The sequence below is a fragment of the Pseudomonas sp. BSw22131 genome (genome assembly GCF_026810445.1).
In the GTDB taxonomy this organism is placed as follows: domain Bacteria; phylum Pseudomonadota; class Gammaproteobacteria; order Pseudomonadales; family Pseudomonadaceae; genus Aquipseudomonas; species Aquipseudomonas huanghezhanensis.
This window is the reverse complement of record NZ_CP113949.1, coordinates 4,901,357-4,917,849: the sequence shown is the minus strand read 5'-3', so window position 1 is coordinate 4,917,849 and position 16,493 is coordinate 4,901,357. Positions and strand designations below refer to the sequence as shown.

18 protein-coding genes are annotated in these 16,493 nt (G+C 57.8%); 15 read left to right on the top strand and 3 right to left on the bottom strand.

Features of this window, described 5'->3' with window-relative positions; all coding sequences use genetic code 11:
- Positions 1–12 precede the first annotated feature (12 nt).
- The gene (locus OYW20_RS22170; RefSeq protein ID WP_268798041.1) at positions 13–666 is read right to left on the bottom strand and encodes a LexA family protein; all 654 of its coding nucleotides are present in this window, start codon (positions 664–666) and stop codon (positions 13–15) included.
- 111 nt (positions 667–777) lie between these two features.
- Between OYW20_RS22170 and OYW20_RS26025 the strand changes: the two genes are divergently transcribed.
- From OYW20_RS26025 to OYW20_RS22095, 15 genes are all read left to right on the top strand, one after another.
- Entirely contained in the window at positions 778–1,044 is a 267-nt protein-coding gene (locus OYW20_RS26025; RefSeq protein WP_328284795.1) for a Cro/CI family transcriptional regulator, read from the top strand.
- Between the two features lie 133 nt (positions 1,045–1,177).
- Complete coding sequence (locus tag OYW20_RS22160) at positions 1,178–1,504, top strand: DUF3077 domain-containing protein (protein ID WP_268798040.1); 327 nt, start codon at positions 1,178–1,180, stop codon at positions 1,502–1,504.
- A gap of 8 nt (positions 1,505–1,512) precedes the next feature.
- A complete protein-coding gene (locus OYW20_RS22155; RefSeq protein ID WP_268798039.1) occupies positions 1,513–1,749 on the top strand; it encodes a hypothetical protein in 237 nt (78 codons plus the stop codon).
- Positions 1,746–2,003 (top strand): hypothetical protein, encoded by a 258-nt coding sequence (locus tag OYW20_RS22150; protein WP_268798038.1) that lies wholly within the window; start codon positions 1,746–1,748, stop codon positions 2,001–2,003. Before OYW20_RS22155 ends, OYW20_RS22150 begins: the two co-directional genes overlap by 4 nt.
- Positions 2,000–2,503 carry a hypothetical protein gene (locus OYW20_RS22145; protein WP_268798037.1) on the top strand — a complete coding sequence of 168 codons (504 nt, stop codon included), beginning with the start codon at positions 2,000–2,002 and terminating at the stop codon, positions 2,501–2,503. Before OYW20_RS22150 ends, OYW20_RS22145 begins: the two co-directional genes overlap by 4 nt.
- Positions 2,500–3,345, top strand: a complete 846-nt coding sequence (locus tag OYW20_RS22140; RefSeq protein ID WP_268798036.1) for an ORF6N domain-containing protein — start codon at positions 2,500–2,502, stop codon at positions 3,343–3,345. The genes OYW20_RS22145 and OYW20_RS22140 overlap by 4 nt, the downstream gene beginning before the upstream one ends.
- On the top strand, positions 3,342–4,202 hold the full coding sequence (locus OYW20_RS22135; protein WP_268798035.1) for a DUF1376 domain-containing protein: 861 nt from the start codon (positions 3,342–3,344) through the stop codon (positions 4,200–4,202). The genes OYW20_RS22140 and OYW20_RS22135 overlap by 4 nt, the downstream gene beginning before the upstream one ends.
- Positions 4,203–4,225: 23 nt before the next feature.
- Positions 4,226–4,639, top strand: a complete 414-nt coding sequence (locus tag OYW20_RS22130; protein WP_268798034.1) for a hypothetical protein — start codon at positions 4,226–4,228, stop codon at positions 4,637–4,639.
- Positions 4,632–6,008: a replicative DNA helicase gene (locus tag OYW20_RS22125; RefSeq protein WP_268798033.1), complete on the top strand. Its 1,377-nt coding sequence runs from the start codon at positions 4,632–4,634 to the stop codon at positions 6,006–6,008. The genes OYW20_RS22130 and OYW20_RS22125 overlap by 8 nt, the downstream gene beginning before the upstream one ends.
- Positions 6,005–7,330: a tyrosine-type recombinase/integrase gene (locus OYW20_RS22120; RefSeq protein ID WP_268798032.1), complete on the top strand. Its 1,326-nt coding sequence runs from the start codon at positions 6,005–6,007 to the stop codon at positions 7,328–7,330. The genes OYW20_RS22125 and OYW20_RS22120 overlap by 4 nt, the downstream gene beginning before the upstream one ends.
- Positions 7,327–7,710 carry an antiterminator Q family protein gene (locus OYW20_RS22115; protein WP_268798031.1) on the top strand — a complete coding sequence of 128 codons (384 nt, stop codon included), beginning with the start codon at positions 7,327–7,329 and terminating at the stop codon, positions 7,708–7,710. The genes OYW20_RS22120 and OYW20_RS22115 overlap by 4 nt, the downstream gene beginning before the upstream one ends.
- Before the next feature lie 468 nt (positions 7,711–8,178).
- The gene (locus OYW20_RS22110; protein ID WP_268798030.1) at positions 8,179–8,463 is read left to right on the top strand and encodes a hypothetical protein; all 285 of its coding nucleotides are present in this window, start codon (positions 8,179–8,181) and stop codon (positions 8,461–8,463) included.
- Positions 8,464–8,662: 199 nt separating this feature from the next.
- Positions 8,663–11,995 carry a tape measure protein gene (locus OYW20_RS22105; RefSeq protein ID WP_268798029.1) on the top strand — a complete coding sequence of 1,111 codons (3,333 nt, stop codon included), beginning with the start codon at positions 8,663–8,665 and terminating at the stop codon, positions 11,993–11,995.
- Positions 11,996–12,375: 380 nt separating this feature from the next.
- Entirely contained in the window at positions 12,376–13,257 is an 882-nt protein-coding gene (locus OYW20_RS22100) for a hypothetical protein (protein ID WP_268798028.1), read from the top strand.
- Between the two features lie 451 nt (positions 13,258–13,708).
- The gene (locus OYW20_RS22095) at positions 13,709–14,866 is read left to right on the top strand and encodes a S49 family peptidase (RefSeq protein ID WP_268798027.1); all 1,158 of its coding nucleotides are present in this window, start codon (positions 13,709–13,711) and stop codon (positions 14,864–14,866) included.
- A gap of 374 nt (positions 14,867–15,240) precedes the next feature.
- Here OYW20_RS22095 and OYW20_RS26395 read toward each other — a convergent pair whose 3' ends face one another.
- Entirely contained in the window at positions 15,241–15,447 is a 207-nt protein-coding gene (locus tag OYW20_RS26395) for an RsiV family protein (RefSeq protein WP_408005432.1), read from the bottom strand.
- Positions 15,448–16,137: 690 nt separating this feature from the next.
- Positions 16,138–16,377 carry a toll/interleukin-1 receptor domain-containing protein gene (locus OYW20_RS22090; RefSeq protein WP_268798026.1) on the bottom strand — a complete coding sequence of 80 codons (240 nt, stop codon included), beginning with the start codon at positions 16,375–16,377 and terminating at the stop codon, positions 16,138–16,140.
- Between the last annotated feature and the right edge of the window lie 116 nt (positions 16,378–16,493).

Sequence of the window (16,493 nt, the reverse complement as noted above, 5' to 3'; positions counted from 1 at the left end):
CCTCCTCAAACGTCAAAGCCCGGTCACCTTCACGTCGATGACCCTGCCGATAAATTCCCAGTCATCCTTGATGGCTACGGTCTCGAAAGCCGGATTGAGCGGGACAAGATATTCCTTTCCGGCATCGTAAACATACTGTTTGAAAGTCGTCTCGCCGTCGCGGTGCTGGGCAATATAGTACTTGCCACTGATCAAATCGAAGCCTTCTGGTTGCACGAGGACATAGGTGCCTGGCAGGAAGCTTGGGCTCGACTCAGACTTCATCGACGTCCCTTTGACCTCAAGCCAATAGCCGTCCTCGCCCGCGCTTTGATCAGACTCGAACCAAAGGTTTGCACCTGAGACATAGTCCTGAGGTGACTCAGCGCGACTGCCCGCGGCAATCCAGCTTATGACCGGATATGACCGCGAACGCTTCTGAGGGCGGAATGCAGGTCCCACGTTGGTTTCTGAGTCGCGCTCTGGCCCGGTGCCCATTGCGAGCCACTCAGCGTTAAAGCCTGTCGCTGCAGCGAGCGCGTAGATGCTCTCAGGTTTGAGGCTCTTGCTTTCACCCGACAACCACTGAGTGACAGCCGAGCTCGATACCTGGCATTCGCGCGCTATCTGCGCCTTTCGTTTGCCGCTGGCCTCGATGGCTTTGGCTACTCGTTCATATCTTTCCATAGCCGAAACCTTAAGCAGTCTGTTGTTAAGCATGCAGTGCGCTAAAGAAATTACTTGCGGCCTTTCCTTTAGCCTGCTTAAACTTCCCTCCAAATCCCGAAGGGCAGTGCAATGAATACAACTCAGGCCAAGAACCATTTCGGCAGCAAGAAGAAACTTGCCGACGCCCTGGGCATTTCCCCGGGTGCGGTCACGTTGTGGAAAGAAGAAATTCCGCGCCTCCGTCAGTTCCAAATTCAGATGCTCACATCTGGTGCACTTCAGGCCGATCCGCTGGAGCAGGCCGGGGTGGATACAGCTTCCTCCAAAGCACCCGTCCTTACATCTGGGCCTGATGGCGCTGTAATTCCATCCAGTGAAATGCAGAAGTCCGCATGAGCGGAAAATATGAATCTCCGATTTTGCTGTCTGGGTGACTTTTCACCGGGCAACAAAAAGCCCGCTTAGTAGGCGGGCTTTTAAACCACTCCTTGCCGGGAGTGTTTCGAATCTCTTCGTTCTGGAGAACGATATGTCACAGCCAAAAAATACCACCGGTTCTGTAGCGGCGCAATGCCCGCTTGAAAAATTCGAAATTCACCCATCTTCATTTGGCGGGACTAGCGAACGTCCAATGTTTCAGCTCCAGCCGGGTACTAGTGCTGGCGAGGCCTTGCAGGAGTCGAGCAGTCTCATGGCTGGAGCTCTGGCAATCATTGAACATTATGTCGACGAACCAGGCGGCGCCAACGGGTCAGTGCTGTTTGCCATCGGCTTCGTACTTGAGGGCGCTAAAGCTTTGCTCGACGGCGGCACCTATGGCATCCAGCAGAGCCAAGTGCATGGCGGTGCTAAATGAGTGCGAATGTGAAAAAGCTTGCAGAGGATGCTGGTTTCGAACTGTCAGCGGCCCGCGAACGCCTTGAATGGTTTGCCGCACTGGCGCGAGCTATCGCGCGCGATGTGGAACACTGCGAAGGCCGTGACGTTCAGTTGTTGGCGCAGTTGGCTAAGCACCTGGGTGACACAGGTGTCGCCTCCGCTGACGCTGCCATCGACCAGTTCGAACAAATCGCGCATGCAAGTTCGGAGGCTGCTCTATGAACAGCCCAACCGCATCCCCAAATCTTGAAGAATACGAAGAGCTGGCCGAGACGATGTGCGAGCAAGCTGTCCTTAGGGCTGTTGCTTCAGACGTCCCGATCGGCGTCGTAATTGGGGCCGTCATTTTTCATCTGACAATCCAAGCCCAGCACTCTCAAATCCCGGAAGACGTGTTGCACAGCGCGGTTTCCCATGCCTGCGCCTCCTACCGCTTTGACGAAGTCCGCAGAGCGGGCGTGAGGAAGGGGATATGAGTACACCAATCCCCAAATCAAAACGCCCGCTACCTAAGAGCAAGCGTTTAGGCCTGCGGTCAAAGCCCGCTGGGAAACTTGCTACCGCTCGTCTTGCATTCGTTGGCAAAGATCATGGACGCCCATCTTCATGGGATGTCCCGATGTCTGGGGGGTTCCACGGTGGATGTGACGTCGGCAAGTCCGTGTTTCGGTTGTTCCTGAAGTATGTCCGTGACGAGCAATCAAACCCCTGCCGACTGTCATCGGTCTTGCTCGAGTCGATGCTTCGCGGGCTTGCGTCCAAGCAGCCTGAAACGCCGGAGGAAGTCGACTCAGTCGATGGGCAGCGCGCCGGCTTCTTATCCGAAATGGGCAAATGGATCGAGGCTGCCGCTGCTGAACTGGGCTCCTCTCTCGACCGGGTTTCTGAGCAAGAGCTTGTGGACGAAACGAACCGGCACCTGGCTCGTACAGATGCGGCTCTTATGGCCGTGATCAAAGCAATGGAGGCTCCATGAATCTGATCACTATCGAGAACACGGAGCTCGCGGTTCTGGAATATCAAGGCCGTCGCATCGTCACCATGTCCATGGTGGACCAGGTGCACCAGCGCCCGGACGGAACCGCGCGGAGGACCTTCAATGAACACCGCGATAAATTCCGCGAAGGCGAGGATTTCATTGAGCTGGACCAGCCGGACGCTATACGTACGCTTGGTCTGATACGTCCTCAGGGTGGCACCCCCGGAAAGGTCCTGATCTTCACAGAGGTCGGATACCTCATGCTGGTGAAGCCGTTCACTGACCCGCTGGCCTGGGAGGTCCAGCGCCAGTTGGTGAACAATTACTTCCGCGTAGCTCCATCGGCCACGCTGGGCAGCTTGCCTGCCAATTACGTGGAAGCTCTTGAGGCGCACTTGGCCGTGGTGAAAGAGAATGAACGCTTAAGGCTGGCGAGCTGCCAGGTAACTCCGCAAGTCCCTCTACTGCCCGACCGATCTGCATCCAGCTTCCAAGGCGGTCTGACTCCAACTCAATTCGCTCGCACCCTCAACGGTGTGAACAGCCAGAAAATCAACTGGCATCTTTCGCGCAAGCGCTGGATATACGACGCCGAAAAAGACCAGCGCCGGAGTCACGTCTGGCGCGTTTACAGCGATGCTCGCGACAAGCTTCTGTCGGAGGACGCCACAAGCATTCCCCGCCCCGGCAAGTCTCCGCTGGTGCGCTACAAGCTGGTGCTGTTGCCCAAGGGTGAGAAGCGCCTTTGGGAGATGTACGTGGCCAACGAACTGCCGATGAAGGACAGCTGGGACGGTGAGTTTCGCTATACCCAGCACGTTGCCGAGGAGGAAGTATGACCGCTGCGCCTGATGTGCTTCCTGATCCTTTCGTTCCTGCCGGCGTTGATTTGGCTGGGATGGCTTTCATGCCTCTCGATGTGTCCCGGGTGCTCGACAGCGATCTGTTCGCGCTATCCACCGGGGAGGAATTCAAAGCGGCCGTGGCGCTTTGGTGTAAGTCGTGGATGCAGGTGCCAGCCGGCTCCCTGCCAAATAATGACCGGGTGCTGGCGCATCTGTCCGGCGCCAATAGCCGCTGGGCAAAACTCAAAGTGCAGGCGCTGCACGGCTGGCAGTTGTGTTCGGACGGTCGTCTTTACCACGCGGTGATCGCTGAAAAAGCGCTGACAGCCTGGGGCGAGCGTTTGAGCTATCTGGAGAAGCAGGCGGCTGATACAGAGCGCAAGCGTTTGCACCGGGAGGAGTCCAAGGAGCTTCGGGGTCAGTTGGCAGTCCACGGTGTGCATGTGGCTTGGAATGAATCGGTAGCGGTAATGCGGACCATGCTTCAACAACTGCCACAGACCAGTCACAAGGACAGTGACGCACCTGTCACAAGGACAGGTGCGTCACCTGCGACGGACCTGTCACCGAATATAAAGAGAGAGGTAAAGGTAAAGGTAAAAGATTTAAATCAAGAGCATGTCCCCAGCACGTTGTGCCGGACGACGAACACGAATCCGGAACACCGCCGAGCGAACAGGGCGAAGCACAGTCGCCAGTCACCCACGGTTCTGTCCAACCCGCTTCGGCGATCCCTCAGCCACCGCAAACTCAGGGCAAGCCTGACCCATTGGCCGGGTTTGCCGGTTTCTACGGCCTGTACCCGAAGCGCCAGAAGCGTGCCGAGGCCGAGAAGGCGTGGCGCAAGCTAAATCCGTCGCCCGAGCTGCGTTCGGTGTTGATGACTGCCCTCGCCGAACACATGGCGCAAGAGTCTTGGAGCCGCGACAACGGGCAATTCGTACCTCTGCCGGCCTCATGGCTCAACGCTCGACGCTGGGAGGATGAGTTGGGTACCGGCTCGCCTGAGGGCTCTTGTCCGGCCGCTGAGATTGTCGAGATTTATCACCAGCAATGCCCGAACTTCGACCAGGTGACGGTGCTGGACGAAACACTTCGAGGAATTCTCGAAGAGCGCTGGCGCGAGCACCCCGCGCAGCAAGACCTCGGGTTCTGGACGGACTTTTTCCGCGCTGCCCGACCCCTTGGCCAAGTATTTTATCGCGGTCAAAATCGCAAGCCTTACCTCGAAGCGCTAGTCGCCCGCCAGAATTTCCGCGACATCGCCGAGGGCCGCCAGCATGCGTGATCCCTACAACCTCGAAGCGGAGCACGGCTTGCTGGGCGCGATGCTTCAGCGTCCGGAGTTGATTGACACCCTGAGCGATGACCTGTCCGCCGAGTCGTTCTACTTCGCCGAAAATGCCGAAGTCTATCGCGGCATCATGGCGGTCCGATCGGCTCGGCGGGACGTCGATTTCCTGACCGTAGCGAGCCAGATCAACGTGCTGGCCAACGGTGACAGCGCGTTGGCGTACTGCAGCGATATCGTTCGGGGCACGCCGAGCATCGCCAGCGCCGGGACCTATGCGCAGATCGTCCGGGAGCGTGCCATTGACCGCGCCCTGCATGCGCTTGGCATCCAGGCAATCGACATCTCGCAGGGCGAACAGGACACACAATCGAAAATCGCCGCAGTGCAGGCGGCCGCGATGCACATCGACAGCGGCAGCCAATCGGACGAAGTCGTGAAGGTGTCCGATGTGCTGGCGGCGCAGGTCGAAGTCTGGCAGGAACGATTTGACCGCCATCTGCGCGGCGAAACGCTCCAGGGGTTGCCGACTGGCCTGGCGGATCTGGACGAAAAGCTGGGTGGGCTGCTGCCGGGGCAATTGATCATCGTCGCTGGACGCCCCGCGATGGGGAAAACCACGCTGGGCATGGGCTTTGCGTCGTTCGCCACGGTTCATGCCGGGAAGTCTGCGCTGGTCGTGAGCATCGAGATGGAGGAGGGCGCGCTGACTGATCGGGCGATTGCATCGGAGGGGCGCATTCCGTTGGCGGCCATCAAAAACGGGACGGCCTGCGATACCCACACCGCCCAGCTCACAGCCGCAACTTCCGCGATCAGCCAAGCAAACCTGTTCTTTGCCCATCGTGCTGGTGGGACGGTAGGGCGCATCCGCTCAATGGCTCGACGTCACAAGTTGCGATACGGGCTCGATTTGCTGATGGTCGACTACCTGCAACTGCTCGAAGGCGAGGGCGGCAATCGAACCGAGGCTGTCAGCAGCATCAGCCGCGGCTTCAAGCTGCTGGCGGTCGAGCTGGGCATTCCCGTCGTGCTGCTGAGCCAGCTCTCGCGCAAGTGCGAGGAGCGCCCGAACAAGCGGCCCATTCCGTCCGATCTGCGTGAGTCCGGTGCGATCGAGCAGGACGCAGACGTGATCCTGTTCGTATACCGCGACGAGATCTACAACGAACACACAGAGGCCAAGGGCATCGCGGAAATCATCATCGGCAAAGGCCGCGACGTGGAAACGGGCACTGTGCGCGCGGCGTTTCTGGGGCAATACAACCGATTTGAAAATCTGGCCGCTGGTTGGACCGAGCCGGGACCCACTCCCAGCAAGTCCACAAGTCTCTCTCACCGGTATCGCGGGAGGACCGCACAATGACCACTTCCCTGAAAACACTCCACGTCGTGCTGACGGACTCCGAGATTCGCAAGCAGTCCGCCGGCGCCGTGCGGCAGTTGCGCGACCCACGGTTCCCGGAGCTCCGTTTCCGTTACTCCACCACCGACCGCACCCGGGGCGCCTGGCACGTCGTGGTACGCGGCAAGTGGGGCAAGGCTGGCGACTATCCGGGCATCAGCGCTAAGTCGATTCAGTCAGCCCTTCCGGCGATACTGTTACGCCGCGCGATTGATCCGGAAGCAACCTCAACCGAAAACGCCTGGGCCACCATGGGCGATCTGCTGCGCTGGTACACGAATCGGATGATCCGGGACCGTAGCCTTTCGGAGAAGCGCAAGGCCGGGGCGAAGTCAGCGCTCAAGTGCCACTTGGTTCCGAGGCTGGCCAACCTGCAATTGAGCGATCTGGGCAAAGCCTCACTGGACAGTCTGCTGATGTGGCCAATGCAGGAGCGCTATGCGCTGTCGTTCGTGCGACTGGTCTACAACGTGCTGGCGGTCGCGATGCGCCAGGCCCATCGCCTCGGGCATCTGCGACTCAACCCGATGGCAGGGCTCAAGTTCAGTGACTTTGTATCGAAGCGGGTCAAGCCCAAGCCTTCTCGGCTGCGCACCGATGACCTTTCCTCGGTGCTGGCCGAGGTGTCCGCGACGTTCGCTGTGTTGCCAACAGAGGCCGTGCTGGCGCTGATGATGCTCTGCCATGGAACGAGGCTCGGCGAAACACGCATGGCGCTCTGGCGCAACGTCAACTTGAACACCCGCCAGTGGTTCATTCCGCAGGGCGATACCAAGACCAAGGCCGAACATCTGTTGCCGCTGACCGATCAGGTTTGTTCGCTCCTACAGACGTATCAGGCTTTCCAGCGGGCAAACGGCTATCAAGGCGCCTATGTCTTTCCGGGTATCAGGCGTGGCGCCATGAGCGCAACCACTGCCACCGCAGTGTTTGCCCGCCTCAGTGATCACCAGTGGACGAGCCACGACTTGCGCAAGGTGGCCCGCACAGCCTGGATGGATCTAGGTATCGACTACCTGGTGGGCGAGATGCTGGTGAACCATGCCCTCAAGAACATGGATGCGACCTACATCCACACCGCTGCGGAAAACCTCAAACGTGAAGCGCTGGAAAAGTGGCATCACCGTTTAGACGAGTACGGCTTAAGCGCTATCGCGAGCGAGACAAACGCAAGATGCAATGTTTCGGGAAATCCGCTACGGGCTACGCAATCCAAGGCCTCCAGCGCGATTAGCATTCCACTACCTAGGAGTATGGAAAGTCTCTCAGGGGGTGCGCAATGACGGCCCGCAGTCACGTCGGGAAACCACTGGGCGGCACCGAGGTGTTACTTGAGCAGTGGGCAATCTGGCGTCGGGTAGGCACCGGCTCGCCTCGATCCCTCACCACTGGCCCATCCGCCAACCAGCCTTCGTTCTTCATCACTGATGACGTCGCCTTGGTGGTTGATGGGGCAGTTGCCAGGCTCACGGCAAGGGAGCGGCAGTTAGGCGAGATGGTGTTGTCCTATTACGGCGACGGTCACGCTGCGAAGCGCATCGGCGATCTGCACGGCATGAGTGAGGCCAAGGCGCGAGAGCTGATCAGAGCTGGTGTGGGTTGGATCGATTGCGTCCTTGATCACCAGTCGAATCCCGTTGACATCCGCGAGGATGAACCCTAGCATTTGCCTCATAGTGCGGAGATTGCGTATCGCACTTCACCCCTTGAAACCCGGCCATTGCGTCGGGTTTTTTGTTTTCTGCGGTTCGTCCACCGTCGGTGGTTGGGCCGGCCTGTTGCGCCCACCGGGGGGGATGTGCAGTTTCTTTGCACCCCCGGCGGGGGGGATTGGCGTGCTACATGGGTCCTTCCCGGCCCGCCCCCCGGGTGAGGGTAATTCGAGCCCCGATCGCCCGTTATGTATGACCCTTTTACTGAATCAGCCGTTTCCGGTTCCGGTTTGTCCCGGGGCAGCATCGTGCCTCAAACCCCCTGAAACAGGGCTTCAGCGCGAATGCTGAACCGGAAACGGGTACAGCCGCGTGCTCGTACGCCAGTTGATCCGCGCAAAACCAATGCCGCCATCCCGGCATCGGCCCTGATCGTCCATCCCCACCCGCTTCGGCGGGTTTTTTATTGAGAGAAGAAAATGGAAATTAGTAAGTCCAGTGTTATGAACGTGGCCGGTAAAGAAATCATCGTCCGAGAAGTGACTGTCAATATCGCCCGGTTGATTCTCCAACCAAACCCAGACGCGGATTTTGTCGGCGATTCGCTCTTCAAAGATGTTCGGCTGTGCGACCTGGTGCACCTGACCAACCTGACTCGCGACGAGATCGAGGAGATGTTTCCGAGCGACCTCGCAAAGGTGATCGACGCCATCAAGGAGAGGAATCCAGTTTTTTTCGAGATGCTGGCCCGGGTGTGCCCGTAAGCCAGGCTCTGAATTCGTTTGATGACTGCATTTGCAAACTGATCGTTCTCGGCCACACCCAGGTGCTGGGGTATCCGTGGCGACTGTTCCTGCGCGCGCTCAAAGGCTGACCAATCATGCGTGACATAGAACTGCGTTTAACCGCCGATCTGGACGGAGCCACCAAGGAGGTGGCGGGGTCAGGAAGGAGTTCGCCGACATGGTGAAGGTGGTTGAGAAACCGCTTCGCCAAATCAATACCTTCCGCGATCTCGAGTCGAGCGTCGCGAACACCAGCAAGTCGATGCGCGATGCTCGGGACCGTGTTCGCGAGTTGGCCGCCGAGGTGGGCAGGGCAGAGAACCCGTCCAAGCAGCTGCAGGAAGCCTATAAAGCTTCGGTCCGGGAGCTTGAGCGCCTTGGGCGAGTGGAAGCTGTTCAGATTAACCAGTTGAGCACGATGCGCCAGGGATTGCGCGCCGCCGGCGTCGACACGCGCAACCTGGCCGCCGAGCAGTCCCGCCTCAGTGCCGAATACGCGAAGGCCCTTGCGGCCGGACGCAACAACGCCGCGCTGAGCTCCGCCAAATCAACGCTGGGCGTCGGGGCGGTAAGGGAGACGCAGCAAGAGCTGATCAAGTTGCGCCAGCAGTACGCGCTGGTGACAAGCTCGGGAGAATTGTCCTCAAGGGAGCTGGGCGTCGCGCAGGCGAATTACCGGCGCAGCGTCTCGGAGACCTTGGCCAAGCTTCGGGAGCTCCGGGCTGCCAGCCGTGCGCCCGCGGCCGCCCCTGATACCTCGGTGGCCACGGCGCGTAAGAATCTCGGGGTCGATCAGTACAGGGCGCTGCGTACCCAGCTCACAGCGCTGGCTGGCGATTACGCCAAGCTGACACGGCAGGGCGTGCTCTCTGCGCAAGAGCGCGCTGTGGCGGAGGCGAACTACCGCAGGAAAGTGGACGAGACCAAGCGGGCGATCGCCGACCTGAGCTCTGCATCTGGCAGATCCGGTGGCGGCCTTACCGTTGGCGGCGCCCTGGGAATCGCCGGCGGTGTGGGAGCCGCGACGGCAGTCTTCAGCGAGTACACGAAAGCGTCTGACAGTGTGAAGAAGATGGATGCGCAGCTCCGGCTTGCGACCCAGAGCCAGACGGAATTCAACATCGCACAGTCAGCCACCCGGGAGATTGCGACGAGATCTCAGGCGCCGCTCGCAGATGTGGTCACGCTTTATAGTCGCCTGTCGCCAGCCTTGTCCGCGATGGGACGTGATCAGGGCGACACCCTGAAAGTCATTGACGCGGTGACGCAATCGCTGCGCATCAGCGGCGCAACGACGTCGGAGACGAGCAGCACGATCACCCAGTTCTCACAGGCGCTCGGCTCTGGCGTTCTGCGCGGCGAGGAATTCAACTCCATCGCAGAAAACTCCCCGCGTCTATTGAGGGCTATGGCCGAGGGGTTCAAGGTCCCGATCGGCCAGCTCCGCGTCATGGCCGCCGCTGGGCAACTGACGTCGGAGGCAATCACACAAGTTGTCATCGACGCTCTGCCGCAGCTTCAGAAAGAGGCGGCGATTTTGCCGGAGACGGTGGGCGGCGCGTTCACTGTGATGGGCGACAAGATCACCCTGGCGCTCGGCTCTGTCGACACCAAGCCACTAATCGACCAAATCAAGCATTTGGGGGACACAATCGCTGACCCCACCGTGGCCAGCAACCTCAACAGACTTGGCGCTGTGGTGTTGAAGTTCGGTGAGACCATTCCGAAAGGTCTTTCGGGTTTGGTGAGTATCGGCGATGACATTGGGTACATGGCTGCGAAGGCAACCGGCCAAGTCAGCCCGCTTGAGAAAGTGGAAAAAGATATTAACGCGGCGAAGGAGGCGCTGAAGGGATTCAACATCAGCACGCTGTTCACGGCCGATGACGATACGATCGTTAATATGCTTTATTCGAAAGAATCGCTTGAGGCGAAGCTGAAGGAGTTCGAAGCGTACCGCGCTAAGTTGCTGGAGGAGGCGACAGGGTTAAATGCGGAACAGCGGACTGCACAACAAACAGCGGTCAAGGATGCGGCGACCGCTAATGATCAGCGTGCAGAAGCTGACAGAAAAAGAGTCGAGCAACTTAAGAAGACCCAGACAGACCTTCTTAAGGCGGCAAAAGAGGGGATAAAGAATCAGTTAACTGCTGAGAAGAAAGCGACTGCCGATCTCAAAAAGGCCAAAGATCAGCAAATCGAGGATCAAAAGCAGTACATTGACGCGATTGCAGCTTTACAAAATGGTGGCACTTCCGGCGAGGCATCTTACGGTAATGCTCAGGCACTTAAAGTCAGCGCGAAGCAGTCACTGGCTTCTGGCGATGTAGAGGGGGCGAAGAAGAACGCCCAGGCTTCACTCGATGTCATAAAGAGAATATCGGAAGCCGGGGGTAATACGCTGGGGTTTGCCGGTTTCATCAAAGAGCTACAGGGCATCGTTAAGCAGGCAGGCGACAAAGATGTAAAAAAAGCTGAGGACGGAAAAAAAACAATAGAGCAAAAGCTCGCCGATTTGCGGGAGGAGGCTGCAAAACTGAAAGACTTGCAGATAACGCCAGTCATCTCAGACGATGCGATTGCCGCGATACTCAAGCAGTTTCAGGACATCAGAGTGAAGTTGGGGTTGGCGTTTGATGTGCCGATGAATCTGCAGGCTACCCCTGAGCAGATGCAGACAATGTCAGGTAAGTCTGCTAATCCGCTCAAATACCCAACGGCAGAAGCTCTGGCCGCGACTGCACCTGAAGCCCAGCTAGATAACCCCCCAACTCCGCCAGTGCCCGCCACGAGCCCCAAGGCGCCGGCCTTAAAATATCAGCCAGGTGTAACCGACTACTCACAGGAGAGCATTAGCGCTCCGGTTGAGCCTGTTCTTGCTGACGATTACCGTCAAAAAATGGTTGAGCAGGTTGTTTCCCAGGGTCCGGTGCCGGTCACCGTTGCCCCGGCGATTGCCGACGGCGCCATTGCGGACCTCGGGGTGCCGGTCACGCCTGTCGTTGATTTAACCGCGCTCGATACTGCTAAAAATCAGATAGCTGCGTTTGCCGAGTTGATCAGGCAATCGTTGACCGTGGCCGTCACCGTTTTGGGGGCTGATGGCGGCGGTGGCGACACGCAGCAGGGAAGCGCAACGCTACCTGGCTATGCCGCAGGCGATCTCGTGAAGGGGCCGGGCACAGCGACCAGCGATAGCATTCTGGCTCGGCTGTCCAACGGTGAGTTTGTGATGCAGGCGGCCGCGGTGCGCCATTACGGGCCGGAGCTTCTCAGGAAGATCAACGAGCGGCGGTTGCCCCGTTTCGCAAGTGGTGGGGAGGTGGGGCGTTCCTTGCCGAACATTCCGGCACCTGGAGAGGCTTTGCTGAATCGACTAAACCCGCCAGAGCCGCAATCATTTGGTTCAGTGTCATTCACCGTTGGAGGCGACACCTACCAATTGCAGGCGCCGCAGCAGGAGTTTGACCGGATCATCCGCAACCAGCGCTTGAAGTTTGGGAAGTCGTAACTCAATCGGCAACTGATAAGAATCAGGTATTAGTGATGGCTCAATATTGGACGGCAGAGTGTATAGCCAAATCCGAGAGACCCTTTTCATTTTCCGAAGTGTGTCAGCTGGCAACTAACCTTGGTATCAATGAGGCGAGGCTAGGCGTTGTCCGATATTGGGCTTCACGAAATAAGCCCGTATATCGGTTGTTCCATGTTCCAGCGCGACATCACGACAGAACAGAAGCCTATAAAGCTTCAGGTGAATGGAGTAAGCGAATTGCAGAAAATGGCCCAAGAGTTAAAGGGCAAGGTTTGGTCGTGGTTTTAGAAGACTTCGTGAAGCCTTATCCCGGTATGCAAAACAACACTCATTGGTAATAACTTAGGAAACACGATATGGCACTGTTCGACAAACAGGCTGGCAAACCGACCGCCAGCCAAACCACGCTCCAAAAGAACGTCGAGAGAATCGCGGAGATTCAGCTCGAGCTAGGCGAAATCCCTGAACAATTGGCCGTTCTTGAGGAGAATCTCGCGAAAGCCGGCCCGCGGGAGCGAAATCCCATCTTTCAGCTCAAAGCCCATCGTGATCGGCTGTTCACCGAGAGGAACGGTCTGCAGGCTGAAAACATCCCTCTTGAGCGGATCGTGCGTTGGGAGCAGGAGCTGTCGGGTGCGCCGGCGGTGATCAAGGCGGCGCCGAAGAAGATCCAGGCAGCGCAGAAGGAGCTGGCCAAGCTTGAGGCTTCCCGTCACAAGCTCTCGATAAAGTTGGCATTTCTAAAGGCGGATGCGGAGAAGTTTCAGGCCAAGGCCCACGAAGGGGAAAAAATGGCCGCAAAGGCCTATGCCGAAGCGATGGCGGTCGACGACCCGGCAGCCGAGAGTGCGGCCTTGTTGAAGCTTCACCAGGCAACCGCGGATGCCGATGGCTCGCAGGGTCGCACGACTGGTCTGGTGATCGGCGCTCTGGAAGCCGAACATCGGTCGCTTGAAGCTGCCGTCGCGAATGCCACCGCTGATCTTCAGGAGCTGGAGGCGGAGCAGATCCGCGCCGTGCGCGTGGTGCTCGATGCGCAGTGGGACGTAAAGGCAAACGAGCTGATCAGCTTGGCCGCCAAGATCGTCGCCACCGGGCCGCTCGGAGGCGGCAACGTGCGGCACTTCGAGGCGCTGCACATCCCGCTCACATCGCGCATCGGTCGCGACAGCATCACTCAACACGTTGTTGAACGTGAGGCAGCTACCCTGAGCCGGGAAGCATTGACCCAAGCATAAAGGGCCTTCCGCTTATAGATGGCCCCAAAGCTGGGGGTATCTTTCGGGCACGTACATGGCTCGGTCGGATCGGCATCGAGCCGCGATCACCGGGCCGGCCTGTTGGGCCTGCCGGCTCAGGGACTCGACGTACTACATGGGTCCTTCCCGGCCCGCCCCCCGGGTGAGGGTAATTCGAGCCCCGGTTTCCAACTATGTATGACTTTTTTTCAGGGGGGTTGGTTGTTGTATTGTCAGTGGGCTGTAAGGCCCGTAATAGAGCGGTTTCTGCTGTTTAATACACCAACCTGACTCCCGAAAATACCAACTAAACACCAACCTGGCTTTTTGCGAGTCCGATCGAGCGCAAACCGCGTTTGAGTAAGTGCAAAAAACTACTCTCATCTGCGACATCTGCGACATCTGCGACCGTCGCCCAGTCTCCCGTGCCTATCTCTGCGAGAACCCAACCATGCGCAATGCCTTTGATATGGCCAGCTCACAACCCTGGCTAATGCTTCCATCCGCCCTTGATAACCTGCTGGCCATCTCCGATCGCCTTGGTGATCCCGCTGCGCTTGAGGCCCGGCTAGGGCAAAAACTCGACAATACCCGCAGTGTGGTCATCCGCAGTGGTGTCGCCATCGTCCCAGTCACCGGTCCGATCTTTCGTTACGCGAACCTGCTGACTGAGATCAGCGGCGCCACCAGCACGCAGATCCTGGCAACCGACATTCGCCAAGCTTTGGATAACCCGGCGGTGAAAGCGATAGTCCTGGACATCGACAGCCCGGGCGGCGTGGCCAGCGGCATTAACGAGCTGGCAGACATGATCTACGCCGGTCGCTTGCAGAAACGCATCGTTGCTTATGTCGGCGGCACCGGTGCGAGTGCGGCCTACTGGATCGCTTCGGCTGCCAATGAGGTCGTGGTCGATGACACGGCAATCCTCGGTAGCATCGGAGTGGTGGTCGAAGTGACAGTCTCCGGCGACAAAGCTGGATCGAAAAGTTACGAAATCGTCAGCCGCAATGCGCCCAACAAGCGACCTGACCTGTCCTCAGAGCAAGGGCGGGCGAAGGTTGGTGAAACTGTGGATGCGATGGCCAGCGTTTTTGAGGCGAAGGTGGCCCGGAACCTGGGTGTTTCGCCCAGTCGCGTGCCGGCCATGGGCGGGAACGGCGGTTTGCTTGTGGGAGCGGCCGCAGTTAAGGCCGGGCTTGCTCACCGTCTCGGCTCACTTGAAGGCGTCATCAGTGAACTGTCCGCGAAGAGCTCGTCAGCACAATTACCGCCGAAGACGAAACCGGCGCCATTCGTTCCTGGGAAGCAATCGGTGCGCGCTCTGAATTCACCGTTAAAAGTCGTTGCGCAGTCAGCAGAGCAAATCCGCATTGCAGGGATCATGGCTCTGGTAGCCCCAGGCTCTGGCTTTGATTCGGTGGTGCACGCGGCCGTCACTGATGGCTTGACGATCGAGGCCGCCGCCTTGCAGCTGTTCGAGGCGGGCCAGGCGCATGAGAAATCTATTCGCCTCGCGGCCGCCGCCACAGTGAAGGCGCCCATTGACCGCCCTCAGCAATATTCGACCTCGGCCATCTGGCGCTCACGCAGATCGCCGCACAATTAACCAGGAAATGAAACTCTGCAATGGCGCCTTCAAGCCATCTACCTCGAGAGGTATTTCAATATGTCAGGTGAAGAAATCCATCAATCAACTGTTCCGGGGGCGAAGGATTTTCCTCCCATGTTGGCTTTACAAATCGTAAGGAGGGCTGCGGCGCTTGCTGTTGAGTTTGAGGATGCTACGTTGATGAAGTTGACGTGTGATGCGCGGGCTGCGCTGAAACACGGGATGCATCCAAGGGAGGTTGCACGCGTTCTCAAACTGAGTTGAAGGGGCGGGCGGTGAGCGCCTAATTGACCATACAGTTATTCGGGCCTGTACCGCTGCAGGCCTAGATTAATGGTCCTGGCACTTGGTTATTTGATCGCGATCTAAGATCAACTATCAGGTTCATGAGATAGCGTGGGCACAAAATCGTTGCGCAGCGCACCGCTGGTAAACCGATCGAAGGGCACGTGTGCTGAAAAGCTTCCCAACGCATACGGACCGACTTCATATGGGCTAAACAGAAACGTGAGGCCAGTTTGAGTCAGTAGAAAACTGTCTAGGCTTCCATCTCCAACCCCTGTTGTGATCCATTCCATCGCGCTTGCATCCGGAAACTCGCCGGTTCGTTCCCAATATTCCCGCTGTATGTCATGTATGCAGCCGCTTATGATGACCTGCCGTCCTATCTCCCAACTCGTAAAAAGCTCATGCAGCTCTATTGGGTAAATCTTCGATTCAATAATCGCAAAGTTGTGACATTCAAAATGGCTATTGGGATGTGCCGCCCCAGCGCCGTACCAGCCTACGGTGTAGGAAACGCTTACAAACCGCTCACTAGCGTGAACAACTGCATAGCTGTCCCACCTCCATTATCACTGCCAAAGTATTGGTCTGCAGGGTCTTGGTGCCAGGGCTTCGTTCTGTTCCTGACCAAAGCCATGTGCGCTCGGCCAAAGAATATGGCCGAAAGTGTGCGTGCTGCATCGGACGCAGTGTCTGACGTGAATCTTGGAAAGCTTAGCTGGATATTGTGCCCAGGTGTGCCGACCCAGTCTTCGCTTATGCTCTCTTCAAACACCCTGAACGGCCCGTGGCTGGCGCCTTGCTCCCGAATAATTGCTTGTTCGACAGCGGCCTGTTCAAGCGACTTTAGAATCTTCGTCCAAAAATTTGGGTCGGCCACATTTACGAACTGTAGGCGATCGCTAATGTGTGGTGGGACTTCACAATCCTCCAGAAGCACCGGGATTATGTAGATATCAGAGGGCAACTTTGACTTGAGATTCTCAATCGCTTGATTCGCTTCGCGCTGAACGAATCCTCGCTTGCTGACGCTTGAGGTGCTCAAAAAGCATGACGACGTTCGCTTCTGCTAGAGCCTGATCGATTTCATAGCTCCAGTTATGACCCGGGAGCAGTTTCTCATTATCAAGCCAGGGGTCGAATCCCTCATGAGTCAGGCGGTGAAAAAATGGTTCGACCTTTTCGTGATCCACCTTCGTGTAACTCAAAAACACCTTAAGCATGGGGGCGTCCGTCCTTTGAAGCTGGCACTGATGGAAAAAGCTGTCATTAAGCTGGCATTACGGAGCCGAAACAGCCCCAAAAGGCACAAAAAAAGCACTTGCGATAAACGCTAAGT

Excerpts from the sequence above, each read along its gene's own strand:
- OYW20_RS22120 (WP_268798032.1), top strand. The coding sequence starts at position 6,005 with ATGACCACTTCCCTGAAAACACTCCACGTCGTGCTGACGGACTCCGAG.
- OYW20_RS22140 (WP_268798036.1), top strand. The coding sequence starts at position 2,500 with ATGAATCTGATCACTATCGAGAACACGGAGCTCGCGGTTCTGGAATAT.
- OYW20_RS22090 (WP_268798026.1), bottom strand. The coding sequence starts at position 16,377 with ATGCTTAAGGTGTTTTTGAGTTACACGAAGGTGGATCACGAAAAGGTC.
- OYW20_RS22170 (WP_268798041.1), bottom strand. The coding sequence starts at position 666 with ATGGAAAGATATGAACGAGTAGCCAAAGCCATCGAGGCCAGCGGCAAA.
- OYW20_RS22160 (WP_268798040.1), top strand. The coding sequence starts at position 1,178 with ATGTCACAGCCAAAAAATACCACCGGTTCTGTAGCGGCGCAATGCCCG.
- OYW20_RS22110 (WP_268798030.1), top strand. The coding sequence starts at position 8,179 with ATGGAAATTAGTAAGTCCAGTGTTATGAACGTGGCCGGTAAAGAAATC.
- OYW20_RS22150 (WP_268798038.1), top strand. The coding sequence starts at position 1,746 with ATGAACAGCCCAACCGCATCCCCAAATCTTGAAGAATACGAAGAGCTG.
- OYW20_RS22135 (WP_268798035.1), top strand. The coding sequence starts at position 3,342 with ATGACCGCTGCGCCTGATGTGCTTCCTGATCCTTTCGTTCCTGCCGGC.
- OYW20_RS22100 (WP_268798028.1), top strand. The coding sequence starts at position 12,376 with ATGGCACTGTTCGACAAACAGGCTGGCAAACCGACCGCCAGCCAAACC.
- OYW20_RS22125 (WP_268798033.1), top strand. The coding sequence starts at position 4,632 with ATGCGTGATCCCTACAACCTCGAAGCGGAGCACGGCTTGCTGGGCGCG.
- OYW20_RS22115 (WP_268798031.1), top strand. The coding sequence starts at position 7,327 with ATGACGGCCCGCAGTCACGTCGGGAAACCACTGGGCGGCACCGAGGTG.
- OYW20_RS26395 (WP_408005432.1), bottom strand. The coding sequence starts at position 15,447 with ATGGAATGGATCACAACAGGGGTTGGAGATGGAAGCCTAGACAGTTTT.
- OYW20_RS26025 (WP_328284795.1), top strand. The coding sequence starts at position 778 with ATGAATACAACTCAGGCCAAGAACCATTTCGGCAGCAAGAAGAAACTT.
- OYW20_RS22105 (WP_268798029.1), top strand. The coding sequence starts at position 8,663 with ATGGTGAAGGTGGTTGAGAAACCGCTTCGCCAAATCAATACCTTCCGC.
- OYW20_RS22095 (WP_268798027.1), top strand. The coding sequence starts at position 13,709 with ATGCGCAATGCCTTTGATATGGCCAGCTCACAACCCTGGCTAATGCTT.
- OYW20_RS22145 (WP_268798037.1), top strand. The coding sequence starts at position 2,000 with ATGAGTACACCAATCCCCAAATCAAAACGCCCGCTACCTAAGAGCAAG.